Annotated in this window: 17 protein-coding genes and 1 pseudogene; 8 read left to right on the plus strand and 10 right to left on the minus strand. The window is 68.1% G+C overall.

The window, feature by feature from the left end; all coding sequences use genetic code 11:
- Positions 1-158: 158 nt before the first annotated feature.
- From F3J20_RS27990 to F3J20_RS28020, 7 genes and pseudogenes are all read right to left on the minus strand, one after another.
- Positions 159-965, minus strand: a pseudogene (locus tag F3J20_RS27990) (alpha/beta fold hydrolase); the annotation flags it as partial.
- Positions 966-970: 5 nt separating this feature from the next.
- Positions 971-1,525, minus strand: a complete 555-nt coding sequence (locus tag F3J20_RS27995) for a cytochrome b (protein ID WP_167285463.1) — start codon at positions 1,523-1,525, stop codon at positions 971-973.
- 91 nt (positions 1,526-1,616) lie between these two features.
- Positions 1,617-2,498 carry a formylmethanofuran dehydrogenase subunit C gene (locus F3J20_RS28000; RefSeq protein WP_167285464.1) on the minus strand — a complete coding sequence of 294 codons (882 nt, stop codon included), beginning with the start codon at positions 2,496-2,498 and terminating at the stop codon, positions 1,617-1,619.
- The gene (fhcD, locus tag F3J20_RS28005; protein WP_167285465.1) at positions 2,495-3,505 is read right to left on the minus strand and encodes a formylmethanofuran--tetrahydromethanopterin N-formyltransferase; all 1,011 of its coding nucleotides are present in this window, start codon (positions 3,503-3,505) and stop codon (positions 2,495-2,497) included. The genes F3J20_RS28000 and fhcD overlap by 4 nt, the downstream gene beginning before the upstream one ends.
- Before the next feature lie 14 nt (positions 3,506-3,519).
- Positions 3,520-5,223 (minus strand): formylmethanofuran dehydrogenase subunit A, encoded by a 1,704-nt coding sequence (locus tag F3J20_RS28010; RefSeq protein ID WP_167285466.1) that lies wholly within the window; start codon positions 5,221-5,223, stop codon positions 3,520-3,522.
- Positions 5,220-6,707 (minus strand): formylmethanofuran dehydrogenase, encoded by a 1,488-nt coding sequence (locus F3J20_RS28015; protein ID WP_167285467.1) that lies wholly within the window; start codon positions 6,705-6,707, stop codon positions 5,220-5,222. The genes F3J20_RS28010 and F3J20_RS28015 overlap by 4 nt, the downstream gene beginning before the upstream one ends.
- 332 nt (positions 6,708-7,039) lie before the next feature.
- Positions 7,040-7,798 (minus strand): HisA/HisF-related TIM barrel protein, encoded by a 759-nt coding sequence (locus tag F3J20_RS28020; protein WP_167285468.1) that lies wholly within the window; start codon positions 7,796-7,798, stop codon positions 7,040-7,042.
- Between the two features lie 14 nt (positions 7,799-7,812).
- Here F3J20_RS28020 and F3J20_RS28025 point away from each other — a divergent pair, with 14 nt between their 5' ends.
- The 3 genes from F3J20_RS28025 (at position 7,813) to F3J20_RS28040 (ending at position 10,854) form a co-directional block, all read left to right on the plus strand.
- On the plus strand, positions 7,813-8,862 hold the full coding sequence (locus F3J20_RS28025; protein ID WP_167285469.1) for an ATP-grasp domain-containing protein: 1,050 nt from the start codon (positions 7,813-7,815) through the stop codon (positions 8,860-8,862).
- Positions 8,863-8,975: 113 nt separating this feature from the next.
- Positions 8,976-10,220: a hydantoinase/oxoprolinase family protein gene (locus F3J20_RS32295; RefSeq protein WP_345889935.1), complete on the plus strand. Its 1,245-nt coding sequence runs from the start codon at positions 8,976-8,978 to the stop codon at positions 10,218-10,220.
- 43 nt (positions 10,221-10,263) lie between these two features.
- Positions 10,264-10,854, plus strand: a complete 591-nt coding sequence (locus F3J20_RS28040; RefSeq protein ID WP_167285470.1) for an aspartate kinase — start codon at positions 10,264-10,266, stop codon at positions 10,852-10,854.
- A gap of 205 nt (positions 10,855-11,059) precedes the next feature.
- On the opposite strand, the gene F3J20_RS28045 is transcribed toward F3J20_RS28040, so the two are convergent.
- The 3 genes from F3J20_RS28045 to pqqA all read right to left on the minus strand — a co-directional run bounded on the left by F3J20_RS28045 (position 11,060) and on the right by pqqA (position 12,639).
- Positions 11,060-11,806 (minus strand): (5-formylfuran-3-yl)methyl phosphate synthase, encoded by a 747-nt coding sequence (locus F3J20_RS28045; protein ID WP_167285471.1) that lies wholly within the window; start codon positions 11,804-11,806, stop codon positions 11,060-11,062.
- A 34-nt stretch (positions 11,807-11,840) separates the two neighbouring features.
- Positions 11,841-12,443, minus strand: a complete 603-nt coding sequence (locus F3J20_RS28050; RefSeq protein ID WP_167285472.1) for a DUF447 domain-containing protein — start codon at positions 12,441-12,443, stop codon at positions 11,841-11,843.
- A gap of 106 nt (positions 12,444-12,549) precedes the next feature.
- Positions 12,550-12,639, minus strand: a complete 90-nt coding sequence (pqqA, locus tag F3J20_RS28055) for a pyrroloquinoline quinone precursor peptide PqqA (RefSeq protein WP_345889934.1) — start codon at positions 12,637-12,639, stop codon at positions 12,550-12,552.
- A gap of 534 nt (positions 12,640-13,173) precedes the next feature.
- Here pqqA and F3J20_RS28060 point away from each other — a divergent pair.
- The 5 genes from F3J20_RS28060 to F3J20_RS28080 all read left to right on the plus strand — a co-directional run bounded on the left by F3J20_RS28060 (position 13,174) and on the right by F3J20_RS28080 (position 18,623).
- Positions 13,174-14,673: a form I ribulose bisphosphate carboxylase large subunit gene (locus F3J20_RS28060; protein WP_167285473.1), complete on the plus strand. Its 1,500-nt coding sequence runs from the start codon at positions 13,174-13,176 to the stop codon at positions 14,671-14,673.
- Positions 14,674-14,832: 159 nt separating this feature from the next.
- Positions 14,833-15,261 carry a ribulose bisphosphate carboxylase small subunit gene (locus F3J20_RS28065; RefSeq protein WP_167285474.1) on the plus strand — a complete coding sequence of 143 codons (429 nt, stop codon included), beginning with the start codon at positions 14,833-14,835 and terminating at the stop codon, positions 15,259-15,261.
- Positions 15,262-15,403: 142 nt separating this feature from the next.
- Positions 15,404-16,405 (plus strand): CbbX protein, encoded by a 1,002-nt coding sequence (gene cbbX, locus F3J20_RS28070; protein ID WP_167285475.1) that lies wholly within the window; start codon positions 15,404-15,406, stop codon positions 16,403-16,405.
- A 37-nt stretch (positions 16,406-16,442) separates the two neighbouring features.
- The gene (locus F3J20_RS28075; RefSeq protein WP_167285476.1) at positions 16,443-17,675 is read left to right on the plus strand and encodes a class 1 fructose-bisphosphatase; all 1,233 of its coding nucleotides are present in this window, start codon (positions 16,443-16,445) and stop codon (positions 17,673-17,675) included.
- A 75-nt stretch (positions 17,676-17,750) separates the two neighbouring features.
- A complete protein-coding gene (locus tag F3J20_RS28080) occupies positions 17,751-18,623 on the plus strand; it encodes a phosphoribulokinase (RefSeq protein ID WP_167039431.1) in 873 nt (290 codons plus the stop codon).
- Positions 18,624-18,641: the final 18 nt, after the last annotated feature.

Below are 18,641 nucleotides of genomic sequence, written 5' to 3' on the forward strand. Positions count from 1 at the left end.
AGGACAAAGTGGTCGAGTGAGCTGCACGACTGAAGAACGAAGGGCACGTGGCGCAAATCGAGTGCACGCGGGAGGCCGCTGTAATGCACACGATACAGGCTGAACAGAGAGGAACCCGACGCGAGTCACTCTTTCCCTACACGCCGCTCTTCCAAGCTGAGGTAGTGCGCCTGAATCCGGTATTTGCCGATCAGCTTGCGGGTAGCGCGCCGCGCGCCGTGTGCGTTGTGTCGTGCGTTGCGCGGTGTATCACGTTGTGCCGCGCGTTGGGCCGAATGTCGCGGCGCCGCGCTCGCCAGCACCTCGTTTTCATAGCCGCGCCAGGTTTGCGCGAGCGCGCGCTGCCGCGTTGGGTTCGCGCCGTATCGCAGCGTTGCGGCGCAACGGGCGACAAGCTGCGCGGGCCGCTCGCAACGGGCCGCCTCGCGCAGCGTCGCCCACGCACGCGGCGCGCGTTTGCGCGACGCCACGAACAGGCCGCGCACTTCGCGCGCCGAGGTCAGAAAGAGGCCGCGCATCACGACCCCCGTGACCGACTGCGGACACTGCCCCGCATACGCGAGCGCGAGCGCCGCGCCCCATGATCCGCCGAGCACGCCCCAGCGCGCGAAGCCGAGCCGCGCGCGAATCGCTTCGAGATCGGCGATCAGATAGCCGGTGCTGTTGTGGCGCACGCTGCCGTGCGGCGTCGAGGCGCCGGTGCCGCGCTGGTCGATCAGCACGACGCGAAAGCGGCTCAGATCGAAGAGCCGCAACACGCCCGGCTGACTGCCGCTGCCGGGGCCGCCGTGCAGTACCGCGACCGGCACGCCGTCGCGCGCGCCGGCTACCGCGTACGTCACGCGATGACCGTCGCGCGTGCGCAGCGTGGCGCTTTCGAGCGGCGCCGCCGCGTGCTGCGAGGCAGGGCGCGTCGCGCGATGTGTCGGACTACGCGTCGGACTGTGAGTCGGACTACCCAGCATCGTCGTCATGGCCGCATCCTCGCGAGCAGGTTGTCGCGATCGATCCACTGATGCTTGAGCGCGCCGGCCACGTGCAGCACGATCAGCGCGATCAGCCCATAGCCGATGAACCCGTGAATGCCGAAGAACAGTTCGCGCAGGTGCGGATCGTCCCAGCCCCACTTCGGCAGCAGGATGCCCCAGAAGCGCGTGCCATAGCGATTGAACGACGAGCCGAGATAGCCGGCGAGCGGCATCGCGACCATGCCGACGTATAAAAGACCCTGCGTAGTGCGCGCGGCGGCGCGTTGCCACGCTGGCATCGGCGGCAGGGGTGGCCGGTGAAGGACAGCCCGCGCCACGATGCGCAGAAGCACCAGCAGGAAAACCGTCAGTCCGAGCGACTTGTGCAGGTTCAGCAGCGTCGCTTTGACCGGCAAACCCTTCGGCAATCCGACCATATAGAGGCCGAGCGCGAGCAGGCCGATGATGCCGAGCGCGATGAGCCAGTGCAGCACGATCAGCAGGCCCGCATAGCGGGTGCCGCCGGCGTTTGCGTTCGGAGAATCCGTTGTCGTCATGCTGTCTTCACTCCCGTGCAAGAGGCTTGCTTGTCGAGGCGACTGCTGTCGAACACCGTTTCACTGCCATCGATCGACGCGGCGCGTGGCCTTATCCGGCGATCAGTATTTCGCCCCTGCCGTCGACGGCGAGATCGCCCGTGTAGCGAACCGGCAGGCGCTGCGCGCGCCACTGCGAAAACGGCGCGATTTCGTTGGCGAGACTGCGCACGAGCAAGGACCAGAATACGTCGAACCCCTGGCCGCCGTTCGTGAAGGTCGGCGGCAGCCGGTGCGCCGGCCGGCGCGCGAGCAGCAAGGTGCCGCGCCTCATTCCATAGGCATAATGCGGGCCCAGTTCGCCCGCCACGCCGACGGTGCCGGCCACCAGCCGCGAGGCCGCGAATTCTCCCGCGTTGCCGCCGACCAGCACGAGGCCGCGCCGCATGCGGTCGGCGAGCCGCGCGCCGGCGTTGCCGCGAATCGTCAGCGTGCCGCCGCTCATGCCTTCCATGTCGCCGGTCAGCGCACCGGCGACGAAATCGCCGCTGTCGCCGTTCACCGTGAGCCGGCCGCCGCGCATTTCGCAGCCGGTGAAGTGGCCGGTGTCGCCGTCGATCCGTAGTTCGCCGCCGCTCATCCTGAAGCCGCAGTAGTCGCCGGCCGAGCCCCGCACGACGAGCCGGCCGTCGTCCATTTCCGCGCCGAGGCGGTCGAGCCAGCGAGCCGAGCCGTCGATGACGAGTGTGGGGGCGGCGTTGCCGTTGCCGTCCGGCGTTGCGGGCAGTGCCGTTTCCGCAGGGGATTGCGCGGGTGCGTCTTCATCGCGTAGAACCTCGAACACCTCGCCGACCTCGCAACTCTCGTTGCCGCCCGCCAGCACGATGTGCTCGATCTCGGCCACGCTCAGGCTCGCCAGCGTCGCGGGCCGCAGCGCTGCGGCATCGACGCGAAAACCGGGCGGCGTTTTGAGGCGCAAGGTGGTCGTACTCATGCGCGCCCCCTGTCGAGCCCGGCCGCGAGCGCATGCAGATGGAAGTGATACGGCCCGAGCTTGCCGCCATAGTTGCCCGCCGAAATCCGCAGCACCCCAGCCGCGCGGCCGAGCTCGCAGGCCGCGTCGATCCCGGCCGTCATCGCGGCACCGACGTCGGCGTCGGTCAGGCCGTCGATCACGATCTCCAGCACGCAGCCCACTTCCGCGCCGAGTTCGCTATGCGCCGACAGCCCAATCAGCGTCGGACAGAACGCGTCGTTGGTCGAGGCGCTCGCGCCCGCGTAGCGGGAGCCGACTTTCGACCCCGAGCGGACGATGCCGCCCGGGAACGGCATGATGACGTTCGGCAGCCGGCGCATCGCCGTGACGGCCGCTTCGGCGGCGGCGAGCGCGGCGTCCTGGTCGCGCGCGAGCAGCAGCAGGTTGCCGCCGCCGACCGCCTTGACGGTCGCCGCCGTGTCCTCGCAGACGAACTCGCCGTCCATAACCGGTACGCGCCAGTAGCGCGTGGGTCCGTTCCCCGTGTCGAGCATCTTGGCGATCTGCCAGCCGTCGCCGAAAAAGCGCAGCCCGCTGCCGAGCGGCGCGCGATCCGAGAGCGGCGCGCGGCTCGTGGCGGGATCGATGCCGCCGAACACGGCCGTGCTCGGGCAGGTGAGCACGCATTGGCCGACGCGCCGGCCGATCTGCTTCGCCAGCTCCTTCGACGACACCGCGAACAGCAGCACCGCGACGCCGGGCCGGCCATCGGGCGTTGCGTCGGGCGCGAGCGTGCGCTCGATGCCGGCCTCGCAGCCGCAGCCGATCACCGAGGTCGCGAAGCCCGTCAGCGAGTTCGCCGCGTGCATCGCCCAGGTGGGCGTGTGGGCCGTGATGACGAGCCGCGTCGCCTTCATCGGAAACGCTTCGGCAAAGGTCGCGTCGATCGCGGTGCCGTTAATGGCGAGCGCGGCCGGGGCGCTCGTCGCGGACGCATCGGTTAGGTTGGCTGGCGCGTCTGACATGGCTCGTGCGTCCCTCAGCCGTCGACCAGACATTCGACGGGCAACAGCCGCCCGCCGCGGCAGCAACTGCACACCTCGTCGTCGCTGATCGCCGCATGCGCGAAGTTGCTCGCGAGGTTCGTGTCGCTATATGCGCGCACGGTCTTCTCGATGCCGCGATCGAAGTCGGGCGTGACGAAATGGATGCCGCCGGTCGGCGTCGCGACGAGCGTGCCGTCGCGCGCGACCAGCTCGCCGTCCTTGAACACATAGGCCGGCGACGTGAACATCCGCTCGCGGTCGGGCTCGTCGCGATAGACGGCGATGTCGGCCGCCGCGCCCGCGCCGAGATGGCCGCGGTCGCGCAGGCCGAGCAGCCGCGCGGGACCGGCGCGCGTGATGATGGCGATCTCGTACAGCGAGAACTCGCGCGTAAGTTCGGGCAGCGCGCTCGCGACCTGCGCCTCGGGATGCAGCTTCGCCAGTTGCGCGTCGCGAAACGTCTTGTCCATCAGCAGGCGGATCAGATGCGGGTAGCTCGTGAACGGGCCGCCGTTCGGATGATCGGTGGTCATCGCGACGCGCCACGGATCGTCGACGAGCAGGAAGATTTCGAGGCCGATGATCCACTGCAGCGCATTCACATAGCTCTGCTCGCGATAGCGGAACGGCACGACGCCGCAGCCCGCGTCGCATTCGATGTCGCCGACCACCCACTTGTGCGGCCGCGCGAGCGGCGTGTTGCGGAACTGCATCATCGTGTCACCCGAGGCCGTGACGGTCTGTCCGAAGATGATCTGGCCGACGTCGATCGAGACGTTCGGCCGCGCGTTGACAGCCTCGGCAATCTGCCGCGCGCCCGAGGAAAACTTCTGCGGCCCTTCGGTGCCGTAGCTGTGAAACTGGATATGTGTCAGATGGATCGGCAGGCCGTCGGCGGCGTCCATCGTCGCGATCGTCGAGGCGAGATTGCCGGGCACGCCGAGATTGCTCGCATGCACGTGCAGCGGATGCGGCACGCGCAGCTCGGTCAGCGCGCGCGACAGCGTATGCAGCACCTCGCGCGGCGTGATGCCGTAGTGCGTGTGCGCCTCGTCGATATCGAGCGAGCGCTGGTTGAACTTGAAGGCCGAGATGCCGCCCGGGTTGACCACTTTCACGCCGAGCGCCTTGCTCGCGTGAATCGTCCAGCCGATGTAATCGCGCAGCCGCTCGAAGTCGTCGCGCGCGGCGAGCATTTGCAGAAACAGTTCGTCGTTGCCGAGCATCACGTAGGCGCCGTGATCGATGATCGGCGTGTCGCCCATTTCGAGGTGCGTGTGGCGCGCGTTGGACGGCATCATCGCCGGCTCGAACGCGGCCGTGTAGCCCATTTCGGCGTAGCGGTAGCCGGTCGCGAGCGTGCCCGGCGCGCAGACGCCGCACGAGGGCAGCCGCAGATAGCGGCCCGCGTCGTCCTGCACCGCTTCATAGGCGGCGTCGCGAATCGGATCGGCGCGATGGTCCTCGGGCAGCAGCAGGCGCGACAGGTTGGTCTTGCCGCCGCCGATATGCGAATGCATGTCGATGCCGCCCGCCATCACGATCATGCCGCTCGCGTCGTATTCGCGATCGACGGGCGTATTGGCTGCGATGCCATCGACGATGCGGCCGTCGCGGAACAGCAGATCGCGGCGCTCGCCGTTCACCTGGTGGACCGGGTCGAACAGCGTGCCGCCTTTGAGCCGGACGAGGGTCATGAATGGGCCTCGCCGGGGTGCTGGGCGGGTGCGTGCGCTCTCGGCGGAATGCCTGGCCGAGCCGCCGATAGCGCCCGCAAGCGTTCGCTCAATTGCGCGGCCATTTCCGCGACCGAGGCGAGGGCCGCGCCGCGCGCGGCCGTCAACGGCATCACGACCGAACTGTCGACGCGAAACAGATGTCCGTTGCCGTCGATGCCCGGTGTCGCGACTGGCACGAACACGGTATTCGCGCCGCGCGCCTTCGCCGCATCGGCGAGCGCCGGATGGCCGAGCACGATCAGCGGGACGGCCGGATCGAGCGAGGCGGGCCAGGCGTGCGGCGTGAAGCTCGCGATCCAGAGCAACGCGTCGGCTTCGCGCTCGGCCAGCAGCCTGCCGGTGCGATAGCGGTACGGATCGTGATCGAGCGGCGCCGTGCCGGCGACTCGTGCGGGCATCGCGACGCGCGTGCGCAACGGCAAGCCGCTGAGCCAGGTCATCGTCTGATTGACCGTCAGCGCGCCATCGTCGCCGCCGAGCGCGAGACACGCGGCGCGGCTCGTGCGGTTCGCCGTCTTAACGATGCGGTTCAGCGCCTCGATCAGCAGCGCCGCATGCGGGCCGGGCAGGGCGGCCGGTTCGTAGACGATCACCGTGTAGCGCGCCGCGGCGATGCGGGCCTGGAGTGAGGCGAGCGTCGCGGCCGGATGCGCGTGACTGCCGCTGTCGTTCGTGTGTTTATCGTCGGCGTTCCTGTTGCTGACGTTGGCCTCGTCGCGATCCAGCACAGCCGCTTCGCGGCCCTCGGCGAGCGCGGACCATAGCGCGAGCGTGTCGAACGAATCGGCGTTCACGAGCAGCGTTTCGATGCGCGTATGCGCGAAGCCCTCGGCCGCCGGGTCTGCCGCGCAGCCGACGAAGACGAGTTCGCGCGCGAGATCGGTGTTCGCGAGCGTGCGCGTGAAAAAGCGCGGATAACGCCGCGACGGCTGGCAGCCGAAGAACACCAGCAGATCGGCGCGCGCACGCACTTCGGAGAGCGTCGTGAAGAACGAGCCGCGATCCTGCAAGGCGAGCGTCGCTGGCGTTAGCGCATCGCCATGCAGATGATCGAGCATCGCGCCGCAATCGGCCGCGAGCGCGTAGAGCGCGCGGGCGCCCGCGACGTCGGTGGAGAGTCCGCCGAACAGCGGCCGGCGCGCGTTCGCGAGCCGTTGCGCGGCGAGCGCGAGCGCGGTATCCGTGTCGGCCTCGTGGCCGTCGACGACGCTGCGGCATGGCGCGTCGCCCGCGCCGTAACACGCGAGCGCTTGCGTCAGCCGTGCGCAGTCGGCGTCCCGCACGCCGAGCGCGCCGTCATCGTGCGAATCGGCGCTGAGGTCGTCGCAGAGCAAAGGACAGAACGGGCAGACCCAGTCGCGCGTGATCGTCGCGGCGCGCGCGCCGGTCGTGTCCGGTGCGTTCGTGCGCGAAGCCGATGGATCGTTGGGGGACAGGTGCATGGCGCACTTTTAGCAAGCTCCATGCCGATTGGCGCAATGCCGTCGCAACGATGGGGCCACGGTAGGACAACGACATCGCACGCGCTGCCGGCCCGGTGGCCGCGCACGGTCGTGCGCCTTTGTGTTGGGCGGATCGCGAGTCCGAATGGGCTTCACACGGCCCGCGTCGAACCAGCCGTGGAGCGCGTGCGCCGAAGGGCCGCCGCGAGCCCGCTGCGCCGTACAGGTTGTGTGCCGTGCTGGAGCAGAGTGTCACGCGCGCCATGCCGCCTATGCGCTTCGCTGACATTCGTAGGTTGCCGGCCGCGTGGCATGGAAATTGTATGGACAGCCTACGCGTGCCCGGCCGGCGCGGCGCCGATCTGCCGGCCGTGCAGCGCCGAGGCGACGAGCCAGGCGGTCGCGCCGGTGTCGATCGCGGCGCTCAGGTCGGCGCGATGGCGGATGCCGCCCGCGCCGATCACCGTGGTCTGCGCCGCGGCGCGCGCGCGGATGCGTTCGAAGGTGGCGAGATCGGGGCCGGCGTAGCTGCCGACCTGATCGAGCGTCATCGCGATCACGCGCGACGGCCACCAGGCCGACGAGCGATCGAGTTCGGCGGCCGCGAGCAGTTGGCCCGCGCGATGGTCGAGCGAGAGGATCGGCGCGAGGCCGGCCGCCTGCGCCGCGTGCAGGGCGTGGATGTCGCGCAACGACTCGGTGCCGAACACGGGCACGAGCGTCGCGAGCGGAGTGGGAGCGACATGATCGACGGTCTGGCCATCATGTCGATCGACGGCCTCGATGCGTTCGAACATCTCGCGCATCGAGGCGTAGTCAGCGAAGCCGGCGTCGAGCCAGAGGTCGATGCCGGGCAGTGCGGCCCGCAAGGCGGCGAGCGTCGACACATGCGCGCCGCGTTGCAGGATGGCGCCGAGATCGGCGATGTAGAGCGTGCGCGCGCCGCTGGCCGTGAGCAGCGCGCGGGCGATGGCAAGCGGCTCGCTGGCCGCGCAGAGGCGGGACTCGATGGGCCGGTAGGCGGTTCGCTCGCCGCGCACCGCGCGCACGACGTGGCCGTCGAGAAGATCGAGAACCGGTATCACCTGCATGGGGGCGCGTTCCTTTGACCAAGATCTTTGTCTACGAGTATCTCACCGGCGGCGGCATCGATCCCGCGCTGGCCGGCGAGGGCAGTCTCGCCGACCTGAGCGCGCTGATCGTCGAAGGGCGGATCATGCGCGATGCGCTCGTCGCCGCGCTGCGCGACATCGACGGCGTGGAGGTCACGTTCGCGACCTCGCGCTTCGAAACGCCGGCGCCGGGCGACGCTCATTGTATGGCCGCGCCGGGCGAATCGATGACGGCCTTCGTCGCGCGCGTGGCGCGCGAACACGATTACGCATGGATCATCGCGCCGGAATGCGACGGCCTGCTGCTGCAGTTTCATGATGCGGTCGGCACGGCGCGCTGGCTCGGCTGCGCGAAGGAAGCGATTCGCCTGACGTCGAGCAAGAGCGCGACGGCTGCCTGTCTCGCCGCGCACGGCATCGCCGTGACGCCCGCGCTCGAACCCGGTCCCGCGAGCGCGCAGCCCGAAGGCCGCTGGGTCGTGAAACCGGACGACGGCGCGGGCGGGCTCGACACCTTCGTGTTCGACCGTTTCGCCGATGCCTGCGCCGAGTACGAGGCGCGCGCGGCCGCCGCGCGCAATCCGGTGCTGCAGGCGTGGGTCGATGGCGAGCCGCTGAGCCTGTCGCTGCTCTGCCGTGGCGACGAGACGGAACTGCTGAGCATCAACCGTCAGCAGATCGGCATCAGCGAGGCAGACGCATCGCGCCACGCGGCGCGCATCGTCGAGTTCGACGGCGTGCTCGTCGACCGGATCGATCGTCGTGGCGAGCAGGGGCTCGTGCTCGAAGCGCTCGCGCAACGCGTCGCGCGAGCGATACCGGGCCTGTGCGGTTTTGTCGGCATCGACGTGGTGTGGCATCCGCGGCGCGGGCCGGTCGTGATCGAGGTGAATCCGCGCCTCACGGTCGCGTATGCGGGGCTGTTCGCGGCGCGCGGCAGCGGGCTTGCGCGTGCCTTGCTCGCGGCGCACGGCGTGCGCATCGAGCGATGCGGGGTGGGGCGCGTGAATCCTTCGTCGCCGACTTTCGAGGTGCGGCCTTGAGCACGACACGGATCGACGCGATGGCACATCGAACGGGGACGGGCGTGGCAGATGTGGCGGGTGTGGCTGATGGCACGGCGAACCTCGCGGTGCATCACGCCGTGAATCATGTCGTGAATCACGCGGCGGCTGACGCAGCCATATTCGGCTGGGACGTCGGCGGCGCGCATGTAAAGGTGTCGCGCGTCGATAGCGGCGGCGCGGTGCGCGATGTCGTGCAATGGGCCTGTCCGTTGTGGCAGGGGCTCGACCATCTCGAACGCACGATCGACCTCGTATTCGAGCGCTGGCCGCAGGCCCGTTTGCCCGCTGCACGGCATGCGGTGACGATGACCGGCGAGATGGTCGATCTGTTCGCGGATCGCGCTGCGGGCGTGCGCGCGATCGTCGCGACGCTGGAGCGGCGGTTAGGCGCGCAAGCGGGTTCGCGGTCCGGGGAGCAGCCGGGGGCGCTGCTGAATTTGCCATCGAGTTCACCGTCGGGTTCGCTATCGGATTCGCCGCTGACTTTGCCATCCGATTCGCCGCTGAATTCGCCCTCCAATTCGCCGTCGCGCTCGCCACTGAGCTTCTACGCCGGCGCCGCCGGCTGGCTCGCCGCCGAGGCCTGTGCGGCCCACTGGCGGCACGTCGCCTCGGCCAACTGGCTCGCGACCGCGAACTGGGTTGCCACGCGCCTCGCCGATGCCGTGCTCGTCGATATCGGCAGCACCACGACCGACATCATTCCGATCGTCGGCGGCCGCGTCGTTGCGCGCGCCGCGACCGATGCCGGCCGGCTTGCGAGCGGCGAACTCGTGTATCACGGCGTGGTGCGCACGCCGTTGTGCGGCGTCGCGCACCGCATCGAATTCGACGGCGTCACCGTCAACGTGATGAACGAATGGTTCGCGACGATCGCCGACGTCTATCGCCTGACGGGCGAACTGGACCCGCTGCACGATGTGCAGCCGAGCGCGGACCAGGGGCCGAAGACCGAGGCCGCGAGCCGGGCGCGGCTCGCGCGCATGATCGGGCGCGACGCGCACGAGGCGGCGCCCGACGCCTGGCTGCGCTTTGCGCAGCGGTGGCGCGCGCTGCAATTGAGCGAGATCGGCGCGAATCTGCGGCGCGTGGCCGCGGCGCATCCGGCGCTCGTGGAGGTGGCCGCGCCGCTCGTGGGCGCGGGCTGCGGCCGCTTCCTCGTAGCCGCGTTGGCGCGCGAGCAGGCGCGCGAGTTTCTCGACTTCGGCGCGCTCGCGGGCGTGCCGGACGAGTGCGCCGCGTGGGCGGCAACCTGCGCGCCGAGCGTGGCGGTCGCGCTGCTCAAACGCGGTGTGGAGAAGTGCAGTGTTGAAGCGCGTGGTGTTGAAACATGACGGAACCCAGCCGGGCACTCAACTGGACGCGAGGATAACAGTCATGTGGGTGGTCAAGATCGGAGGCAGTCTGAGTCACGACCCGGCGCTGCGCCACTGGCTCAGCGAGCTATGCGAAGTCGGCGGCGGACGCATCGTCATCGTGCCCGGCGGCGGCGATTTCGCGGACAAGGTGCGCCAGTACCAGAGCGAATGGCGCTTCGACGATCTCGCCGCGCACAACATGTGTCTGCTCGCGATGACGCAATACGCGCTGCTGATGCAGGGCGTGTCGCCCGAACTCGTGCTGGCCTCGAGCGAGGCGAAGATTCGCCGCACGTTGCGCGACGGCCATGTCGCCGTGTGGGTGCCGACCGCCTTGATGCGCGACACGCCCGACGCGATGAGCAACTGGGACACGACCTCGGACAGCCTCGCCGCCTGGCTCTCGACGATGCTCAACGCCGAGCGGCTGATCGTCGTGAAGTCCTGCCCGATTGCCGCCGACGATCCGCTCGATGCGCTGGCCGCGGCAGGCGTGGTCGATCGCAGTTTCGTCGATTACGTGACCGACGCGAACTATGTGGTCGAGCTATTCGACAAGCACAACGTCGCGTTGATGCGCGACCGGCTGCTCAATATTCCGGTTGCGTGAGGTCACATGAGGCGAGGGCGATGAGGGGGGCGAGGCACGGCGCGTTGACGTACAGCGTATTGCGCGCGGCCTTGGCACGCGTGCGGAACTGAAGGCGGGTTTCGACGCAAGCTGCGAGGTGTCGCGGTTTGGGGACATCGCCACGGGAAATTGCTATGGGAAATCGCTGTAGCAAATCGCCATGAAGCGACGCAGCCGCGCCGCTCTACAGCCGCACCGTGCCGACACCACCCCGCGCGGCCACTGCGCCGCCCACGCCGCGCTCACCCGAACCCGGCCCATGCAGCGCGCTCGCCCATTGCGCGACGCGCTCGGGATCGAGCTGCGAGCGGCGTCCGTCGCTGCACAACGCGGTGCGAAAGCCGGCCACGTCGGGCGCGAGCGCGCGGATCTGTTCCAGCTGCGCCCAGCCGAGCGCGCCGGCGATGCCGCCGAGCGCGCCGCGTTCGCGCACGCAGCGCAACCAGCGCGCGAGCGTATCGACGTCGACGTGATCGAACAGCGTGCTGCCGTCCTTGCTCGCGGTGTCGAACATCAGGCCCGCGAAGCCGAGCGCGGCGGCGTGCGTGACCAGTTCGTCGTCCATGCCGCCGTCGCATAGCAGCACCGGCACCACGGTGGCCGGCAGATTCGCGAGTTGCTCGATGCAGCGCCGCGCGGCCGGTCCGCGCGCGACGCCGACCTTCACGTAGTCGACGCCCGCGTCGCTGACCTCGATCACGCGCGCGGCGATTTCGTCGAACGCCTCGGCCGGCACGTCGCCGATCGCCGCGCTGATCGGCTTGACCGGATAGCGCGCGCGCAACTGCCGCGCGATGCGTGCGATGGCGCCGCTCGGCAGGCCGCCGAGCGCGCCTTCGTTCGGTTCCTTGAGGTCGATCAGTTCGGCGCCGGCGCGAGCGGCATCGAATGCTTCGTCGTCCGAGCGAACGCTGGCGAGCAGGGCGGTCATCGGTTGTCTCCGGGAAAACGGCGGCTGGATGGCGCTAGTGATGGACGGCAGCGACGGGTTGTTGCCCGTCCGCCGCTTCGAGGCCCGCCCGATGCCGCGCGACCGCGTCGACGAGCCAGCCCCATGCCGTGCGCTCGTTGTCGCCGGCGGTCTTGTCGATGGCGATCTGCAGATAGGCCATTTCGCTATCGATCTTCGCGGCCGGCAGCATGAAGAGCCGGCTCACGAGAATCGCGCCTTCCACGACGGCCGACTGCGCGCGGTTGAAGCCCGCGAACGGCGCATGGTTTTCGCGGTGCACGCATTTCATGAGCAGCACGGGACGCTCGGTGTCCTCGCGCAGCTCGTCGAGTTCGAGCTCGGCATGCGCGAGCGATTCAGCGAGGCGCACGCTTGCGACGCGGCTCGCGCGCACGGTCGGCCAGTCGGTCGCGCTGTGCGTGACGCAGCCCGCGAAGATGCGCACGTCGGTGGTGAAATTCAGAACCGCCGCACGCGACGCGACGATGTTGTCGAGCGTCGTGGACGGACGGAAAGGCGCAAGGACGATCCGCTCGCCCTCGTAGCGCGCGCCCATCGGCGCGATATGAGGACGGCCATCGCACGCTGCCGTGGTGACGATCGTTTCGTGGATCATGGATGGGAACGCGTGTCCTGACAGCGCCGGAAGGCCGGCCGTTCAACTGCTGACAAACACCAACGGGAACCGCGAAGGGGCCGCGGCGTGCGGCCCTTTCGCGGGCTTAACGCGTTGCGACATACATCACGATTTCAAAACCGAGGCGTAGGTCGGTGTAACTCGGAGTCGTCCATTGCATACGTGCTTCCTCCATGGGTTGAAACAGCGTTGCGCCGCCGGCCCGGCGTGATGCCGGACTTCGGTGGCGGTGGGTATCGACGCAAGCTTTGTGCCTGGGTTGGTGCCTATGCGTATTGCCGGTACGATGTGCCGGCCGCTTGCCGGACCTCTATCTGCTTCTTCGCGGCGGACAATGCAGCGCCCGCCGAATTGCGCCGCCGCGCGTGGCCGTTCGGCCGCCGCCTGACCGCCGCGCGGCGCGCATGCAGTCGCTCCTGCCGCCAACACGCGAGCCGCCGCGCGGTGTGGCGAAAACGAAGCAAAGTGTTCCATCGCGCGTCCGCTCAGTGCGGCGATGGTGTCACGCCGTACTCGTCGCGCCTGCGGGCCATTTGCCCCCCATCTTCATGCGTGTCCCGAAACGGTGCGTCACGATGTGCAACCGATAACGGATCGGTTAAGTCTGCCAAATAAAATCGTGAATTCCCCTCGGGCGTGTCCGTGCCTACAGTGCAACTCAAGCGCTGCGTCATTCCGGCAGCGCGCTTGCCACATTCGAGGACACCTCATGAACGATTTCAGTCAACCGGTGATCGAGCCGGAGCGTCATTCGGGCAATCCGCGCGGCCAGCGCGAGCGCTACGCGGCAGGCGTCATGAAATACCGCGAGATGGGCTACTGGCAGCCGGACTACGAGCCGAAGGAAACCGACGTCATCGCGCTGTTTCGCATCACGCCGCAAGCCGGCGTCGAGCCCGAGGAAGCGGCGGCGGCGGTGGCCGGCGAATCGTCGACGGCGACGTGGACCGTGGTGTGGACCGACCGCCTCACCGCCTGCGACATGTATCGCGCGAAAGCGTATCGCGTCGAGCCGGTGCCCGCGTCGAGCGCCGACGAGCCGCAGTACTTCGCCTATATCGCCTACGAGCTCGACCTGTTCGAAGAGGGCTCGGTCGCGAACCTGACGGCCTCGATCATCGGCAACGTGTTCGGCTTCAAGCCGCTCAAGGCCTTGCGGCTCGAAGACATGCGCATTCCGGTCGCCTATCTGAAGACCTTCCAGGGGCCGCCGACCGGCATCGTGGTCGAGCGCGAGCGGCTCGACAAGTATGGCCGGCCGCTGCTCGGCGCGACGGTCAAGCCGAAGCTCGGCCTCTCGGGCAAGAACTACGGGCGGGTCGTCTACGAGGGCTTGCGCGGCGGCCTCGATTTTCTGAAGGACGACGAGAACATCAACTCGCAGGCGTTCATGCACTGGCGCGACCGCTTTCTGTTTTCGATGGAAGCGGTGAACCGCGCCCAGGCGGAAACCGGCGAGGTGAAGGGCCACTATCTGAACGTGACGGCCGGCACGATGGAAGACATGTACGAGCGCGCCGAATTCGCGAAGGAGCTCGGCTCGTGCATCGTGATGATCGACCTCGTGATCGGCTGGACCGCGATTCAGTCGATGTCGCGCTGGGCGCGCAGGAACGACATGATCCTGCATCTGCATCGCGCGGGGCACAGCACGTACACGCGGCAGCGCAACCACGGCATCTCGTTTCGCGTGATCGCCAAATGGCTGCGCATGGCGGGCGTCGATCATGCGCATGCGGGCACCGCGGTCGGCAAGCTCGAAGGCGATCCGCTGGCGGTGCAGGGCTATTACAACGTGTGCCGCGAGGCGCGCAACGAGGTCGACCTGTCGCGCGGCCTCTTCTTCGACCAGCCGTGGGCCGGCTTGCGCAAGGTCATGCCGGTGGCCTCGGGCGGGATTCACGCGGGGCAGATGCATCAGTTGCTCGACCTGTTCGGCGACGACGCGATCCTGCAGTTCGGCGGCGGCACGATCGGCCATCCGGCCGGCATTCAGGCCGGCGCACAGGCGAATCGTGTCGCGCTCGAAGCGATGGTGAAGGCGCGCAACGAAGGCCGCGACATTCTGCACGAAGGGCCCGACATTCTCGAAGCCGCGTCGCGCTGGTGTACGCCGCTCAAGCAGGCACTCGATACGTGGAAGGACGTGACGTTCAACTACGCCTCGACCGATACACCCGATTTCGCGGCGACGCCGACGGCGGCCTGAGGGTTTTGAGCGGGCCGCGCAGCGGCCCGCAGGCCCGGCGCCAACTGCCGTTCATTCAAGGCAGCAACTCAGCCACGCGGTGCCCCGGCATCGCGCGCGGGGACCGTTGACGCCGTGCCGAACGCAGTATCCATCCATGAGCCATCAACGAGGTTCGTCATGCGCATTACACAAGGAACGTTCTCCTTTCTGCCCGAGCTGACCGACGAGGAAATCGGCTTGCAGATCGACTACGCGCTGAGCCAGGGCTGGGCCTGTTCGGTCGAATTCACCGACGACCCGCATCCGCGCAATACGTACTGGGAAATGTGGGGCCTGCCGATGTTCGATCTGCACGACGCGGCCGGCGTATTGCAGGAGATCAACGCGTGCCGCGCAGCGCGCCCGCAGCACTACATCAAGGTCAATGCGTTCGATTCGGTGCGCACGTTCGAGACGATGCGGCTGTCGTTCATCGTCAACCGGCCCGACGCGGAGCCGGGCTTCCGCCTGCAACGTCAGGACGTGCAGGGGCGCGTGCAGCGCTACGGCATCGCGGGCTATGCCTGCGACCGGCCGGCTGGCGAGCGCTATGGCGAAGCGGGCTGAGGTCCGCGAACGATGCAACGACGCAACCATGCAACGTGAGGCGATGCGCGCGAGCCTGGCTGCGAACCAGGCCGAACCCGGCGACAAGCCGCCCCGCCAACCCCGGGACAAGCCGCGCGCCGACCCGCAGCAAGGAGCAATCATGACGGACGCCGCCCTAGCCGATGCAACCTCGCCGCCTGCCGCGCAGGCCGGCGAGACCGGACAACCCGCGCGCGCCTCGCAACCCGCCCCGGCGCAAGTCGACCTCGCGGCGCTCTATCGCGACTCGGGCATCGGCGACGTGCTCGACGAACTCGAACGCGATCTGGTCGGGCTCGCGCCCGTGAAGACGCGCATCCGCGAAGTGGCCGCGCATCTGCTGGTCGAACGCGCGCGCGCCTCGCTCGGTCTCGCGGGTGGCGCGCCGACCTTGCATATGTGCTTCTCGGGCAATCCCGGCACCGGCAAGACGACCGTCGCGCTGCGTATGGCCGAGGTGCTGCACCGGCTCGGCTATATCCGCCGCAACCACCTGGTCTCGGTGACGCGCGACGACCTCGTCGGCCAGTACATCGGCCATACCGCGCCGAAAACGCGCGACGTGCTGAAGCGCGCGATGGGCGGCGTGCTGTTCATCGACGAGGCGTATTACCTGTATCGCCCCGAAAACGAGCGCGACTACGGCCAGGAAGCGATCGAGATCCTGTTGCAGACGATGGAGAACCAGCGTAGCGATCTGGTCGTGATCCTCGCGGGCTACGCGTCGCGCATGGAAGTGTTCTTCGAGAGCAATCCCGGGTTTCGTTCGCGCATCGCGCATCACATCACGTTTCCCGACTATGCGGAAACGGAGTTGCTCGACATCGCCGAGCGCATGCTCGGCACCCTGCATTACCGCTTCGATGCGGCCTCGCGCCGCGCGTTTGCCGACTACCTGGCGCGCCGCATCCGTCAGCCGAATTTCGCCAATGCGCGCTCGGTGCGCAACGCGCTCGACCGCGCGCGGCTGCGTCAGGCGAACCGTCTGTTCGCGAGCGCGCTGCAGGGCGGCGCGCCGATCGATGCCGCCGCGCTCATGCTGATCGACGCCGCCGACGTGCGCGCGAGCCGCGTGTTCGACGAGCCGCCGCCGGCGCAGGCAGTCGCGGCACCGCCGGGCTGAATCGGGATACCGAATCATCGTTTCCAGGGAGAACGCCATGCAGGACGGACGCACGACACTTTCGAAATTTCTGATCGACACACTCGACCGCCAGCCGTCCGCGAGTACGCAGGGGATGGCGGGACTTTCGGCGCTGCTGATCGACGTGGCGGCCGCGATCAAGTCGATTTCGGCGATGCTCACGAAGGGCGCGCTCGGCGGCCATTACGGTTCCGCGCAAACCGTCAACACGCACGGCGAGGAGCAGAAGAAACTCGACGTCGCGACCAACGAGGTTTTCGTACAGCACTGCGAATGGGACGGCCTGCTCGCGGCGATGGTGTCCGAGGAAATGGCAGACGTGTACGCGATTCCGCCCGGCTACCCGCGCGGCGATTATCTGCTCGCGTTCGATCCGCTCGACGGTTCCTCGAATATCGACATCAACGGCGTGGTCGGCTCGATCTTTTCGGTGCTGCGCGTGCGCGGCGCGGCGGAGCGTGTAGCGAGTGAGCCTACAAATGACGCAGCGAACGGGCACGCCAATGAGGCCGCGAACGGGCACGCCAATGAGGCCGCGAACGGGCACGCCAATGAGCACGCCAACGAGCACGCCAACGAGCCCGCGCATGAACCGGCCAGCCAGGCCGCATTCCTGCGCCCCGGCTGCGAACAGGTCGCGGCCGGCTATGCCGTCTACGGACCCTCGACGATGCTCGTGCTGTCGGTCGGCAACGGCACGCATGGCTTCACGCTCGAACGCGACATCGGCAATTTCGTGCTCACGCATTCGAATATCCGCATTCCCGAGGACACCGCCGAATTCGCGATCAACGCTTCGAACGAGCGCTTCTGGGAGCCGCCCGTGCGCCGCTACGTGCAGGAGTGCAAGGACGGCCGCAGCGGTTGCCGCGCGCGCGACTTCAACATGCGCTGGATCGCGTCGATGGTCGCGGAAGTGCATCGCATCCTGATGCGCGGCGGCGTGTTCATGTACCCGCGCGATTCGAAAACGCCGGCGATGGAAGGGCGACTGCGCCTGCTCTACGAAGCGAACCCGATGAGCTTCCTCGTTGAGCAGGCGGGCGGCCTTTCGATCACCGGGCGCGAACGCATTCTCGACGTTCGTCCGCAGACTCTGCATGGCCGCGTGCCGGTGATCCTCGGCTCGAAGAACGAGGTCGAGCGCATCGCGCGCTATCACGGCGAATACGACCGCGGCGAGGACAAGCCCTTCACGTCGCCGCTGTTCGGCACGCGCTCGCTGTTCCTGCCGGACTTTACGGCGTGATGGGCGGCCGGGCGCGGGTACGGCGGGTACGTATAGCGCACGGCGCACAGAACACAGTCATCCGGAGGCAAACGCATGTCAGTCAAACATCCGATCATCGCGGTGACCGGCTCGAGCGGCGCGGGCACCACCACCGTCATGAAGAGCTTCATGCATATCTTCAGACGCGAGCACATCAATGCGCAGATCGTCGAGGGCGATGCGTTCCATCGCTACGACCGCCACGGCATGCGCGCGGCCATGAAGGAGCACGAACGCGACGGCGCGCCGAATTTCAGCCACTTCGGCCCCGAGGCGAATCTGCTCGAAGAACTCGAAACGCTGTTCACGCGCTACGGCGAAAACGGCGGCGGACAGTTTCGCCACTACGTGCACGACGCGGCCGAGGCGCTGCTCTACAAGCAGGACGGCGGCACCTTCACGCCGTGGGAAGAGGTCGCGTCCGGCACCGACCTGATGTTCTACGAAGGGCTGCACGGCGCGGCCGTGACCGACAAGGTCGATGTCGCGCGGCATGCCGATCTGCTGATCGGCGTCGTGCCGATCATCAACCTCGAATGGATTCAGAAGCTGCACCGCGATCAGACGATGCGCGGCTACTCGCACGAAGCGGTGGTCGACACGATCCTGCGGCGCATGCCCGACTACGTGAACTACATCTGCCCGCAGTTCTCGCGCACCCACGTGAACTTCCAGCGCGTGCCGACCGTGGACACCTCTAATCCATTCACGGCGCGCGAGATTCCGCAGCCCGACGAGAGCTTCGTCGTGATCCGCTTCGCGCGGCCGAAGGGCATCGACTTCCAGTATCTGCTGACGATGCTGCACGACTCGTTCATGTCGCGCCCGAACGTGATCGTCGTGCCGGGCGGCAAGATGGGGCTCGCGATGCAGCTGATCTTCACGCCGATGATCCTGCAACTGATCGACCGGCGCTCGCGCGCCTGAGGCGTGTCCGATGCGTGC

Origin of the sequence: Paraburkholderia sp. Cy-641 (assembly GCF_011752945.1) — a bacterium.
Taxonomy (GTDB): Bacteria; Pseudomonadota; Gammaproteobacteria; order Burkholderiales; family Burkholderiaceae; genus Paraburkholderia.

Bases quoted from the DNA above. Each gene is read 5' to 3' on its own strand.
- F3J20_RS27995 (WP_167285463.1), bottom strand. From the start codon at position 1,525: ATGACGACAACGGATTCTCCGAACGCAAACGCCGGCGGCACCCGCTAT.
- F3J20_RS28000 (WP_167285464.1), bottom strand. From the start codon at position 2,498: ATGAGTACGACCACCTTGCGCCTCAAAACGCCGCCCGGTTTTCGCGTC.
- fhcD (WP_167285465.1), bottom strand. From the start codon at position 3,505: ATGTCAGACGCGCCAGCCAACCTAACCGATGCGTCCGCGACGAGCGCC.
- F3J20_RS28010 (WP_167285466.1), bottom strand. From the start codon at position 5,223: ATGACCCTCGTCCGGCTCAAAGGCGGCACGCTGTTCGACCCGGTCCAC.
- F3J20_RS28015 (WP_167285467.1), bottom strand. From the start codon at position 6,707: ATGCACCTGTCCCCCAACGATCCATCGGCTTCGCGCACGAACGCACCG.
- F3J20_RS28020 (WP_167285468.1), bottom strand. From the start codon at position 7,798: ATGCAGGTGATACCGGTTCTCGATCTTCTCGACGGCCACGTCGTGCGC.
- F3J20_RS28040 (WP_167285470.1), top strand. From the start codon at position 10,264: ATGTGGGTGGTCAAGATCGGAGGCAGTCTGAGTCACGACCCGGCGCTG.
- F3J20_RS28045 (WP_167285471.1), bottom strand. From the start codon at position 11,806: ATGACCGCCCTGCTCGCCAGCGTTCGCTCGGACGACGAAGCATTCGAT.
- F3J20_RS28050 (WP_167285472.1), bottom strand. From the start codon at position 12,443: ATGATCCACGAAACGATCGTCACCACGGCAGCGTGCGATGGCCGTCCT.
- pqqA (WP_345889934.1), bottom strand. From the start codon at position 12,639: ATGGAGGAAGCACGTATGCAATGGACGACTCCGAGTTACACCGACCTA.
- F3J20_RS28060 (WP_167285473.1), top strand. From the start codon at position 13,174: ATGAACGATTTCAGTCAACCGGTGATCGAGCCGGAGCGTCATTCGGGC.
- F3J20_RS28065 (WP_167285474.1), top strand. From the start codon at position 14,833: ATGCGCATTACACAAGGAACGTTCTCCTTTCTGCCCGAGCTGACCGAC.
- cbbX (WP_167285475.1), top strand. From the start codon at position 15,404: ATGACGGACGCCGCCCTAGCCGATGCAACCTCGCCGCCTGCCGCGCAG.
- F3J20_RS28075 (WP_167285476.1), top strand. From the start codon at position 16,443: ATGCAGGACGGACGCACGACACTTTCGAAATTTCTGATCGACACACTC.
- F3J20_RS28080 (WP_167039431.1), top strand. From the start codon at position 17,751: ATGTCAGTCAAACATCCGATCATCGCGGTGACCGGCTCGAGCGGCGCG.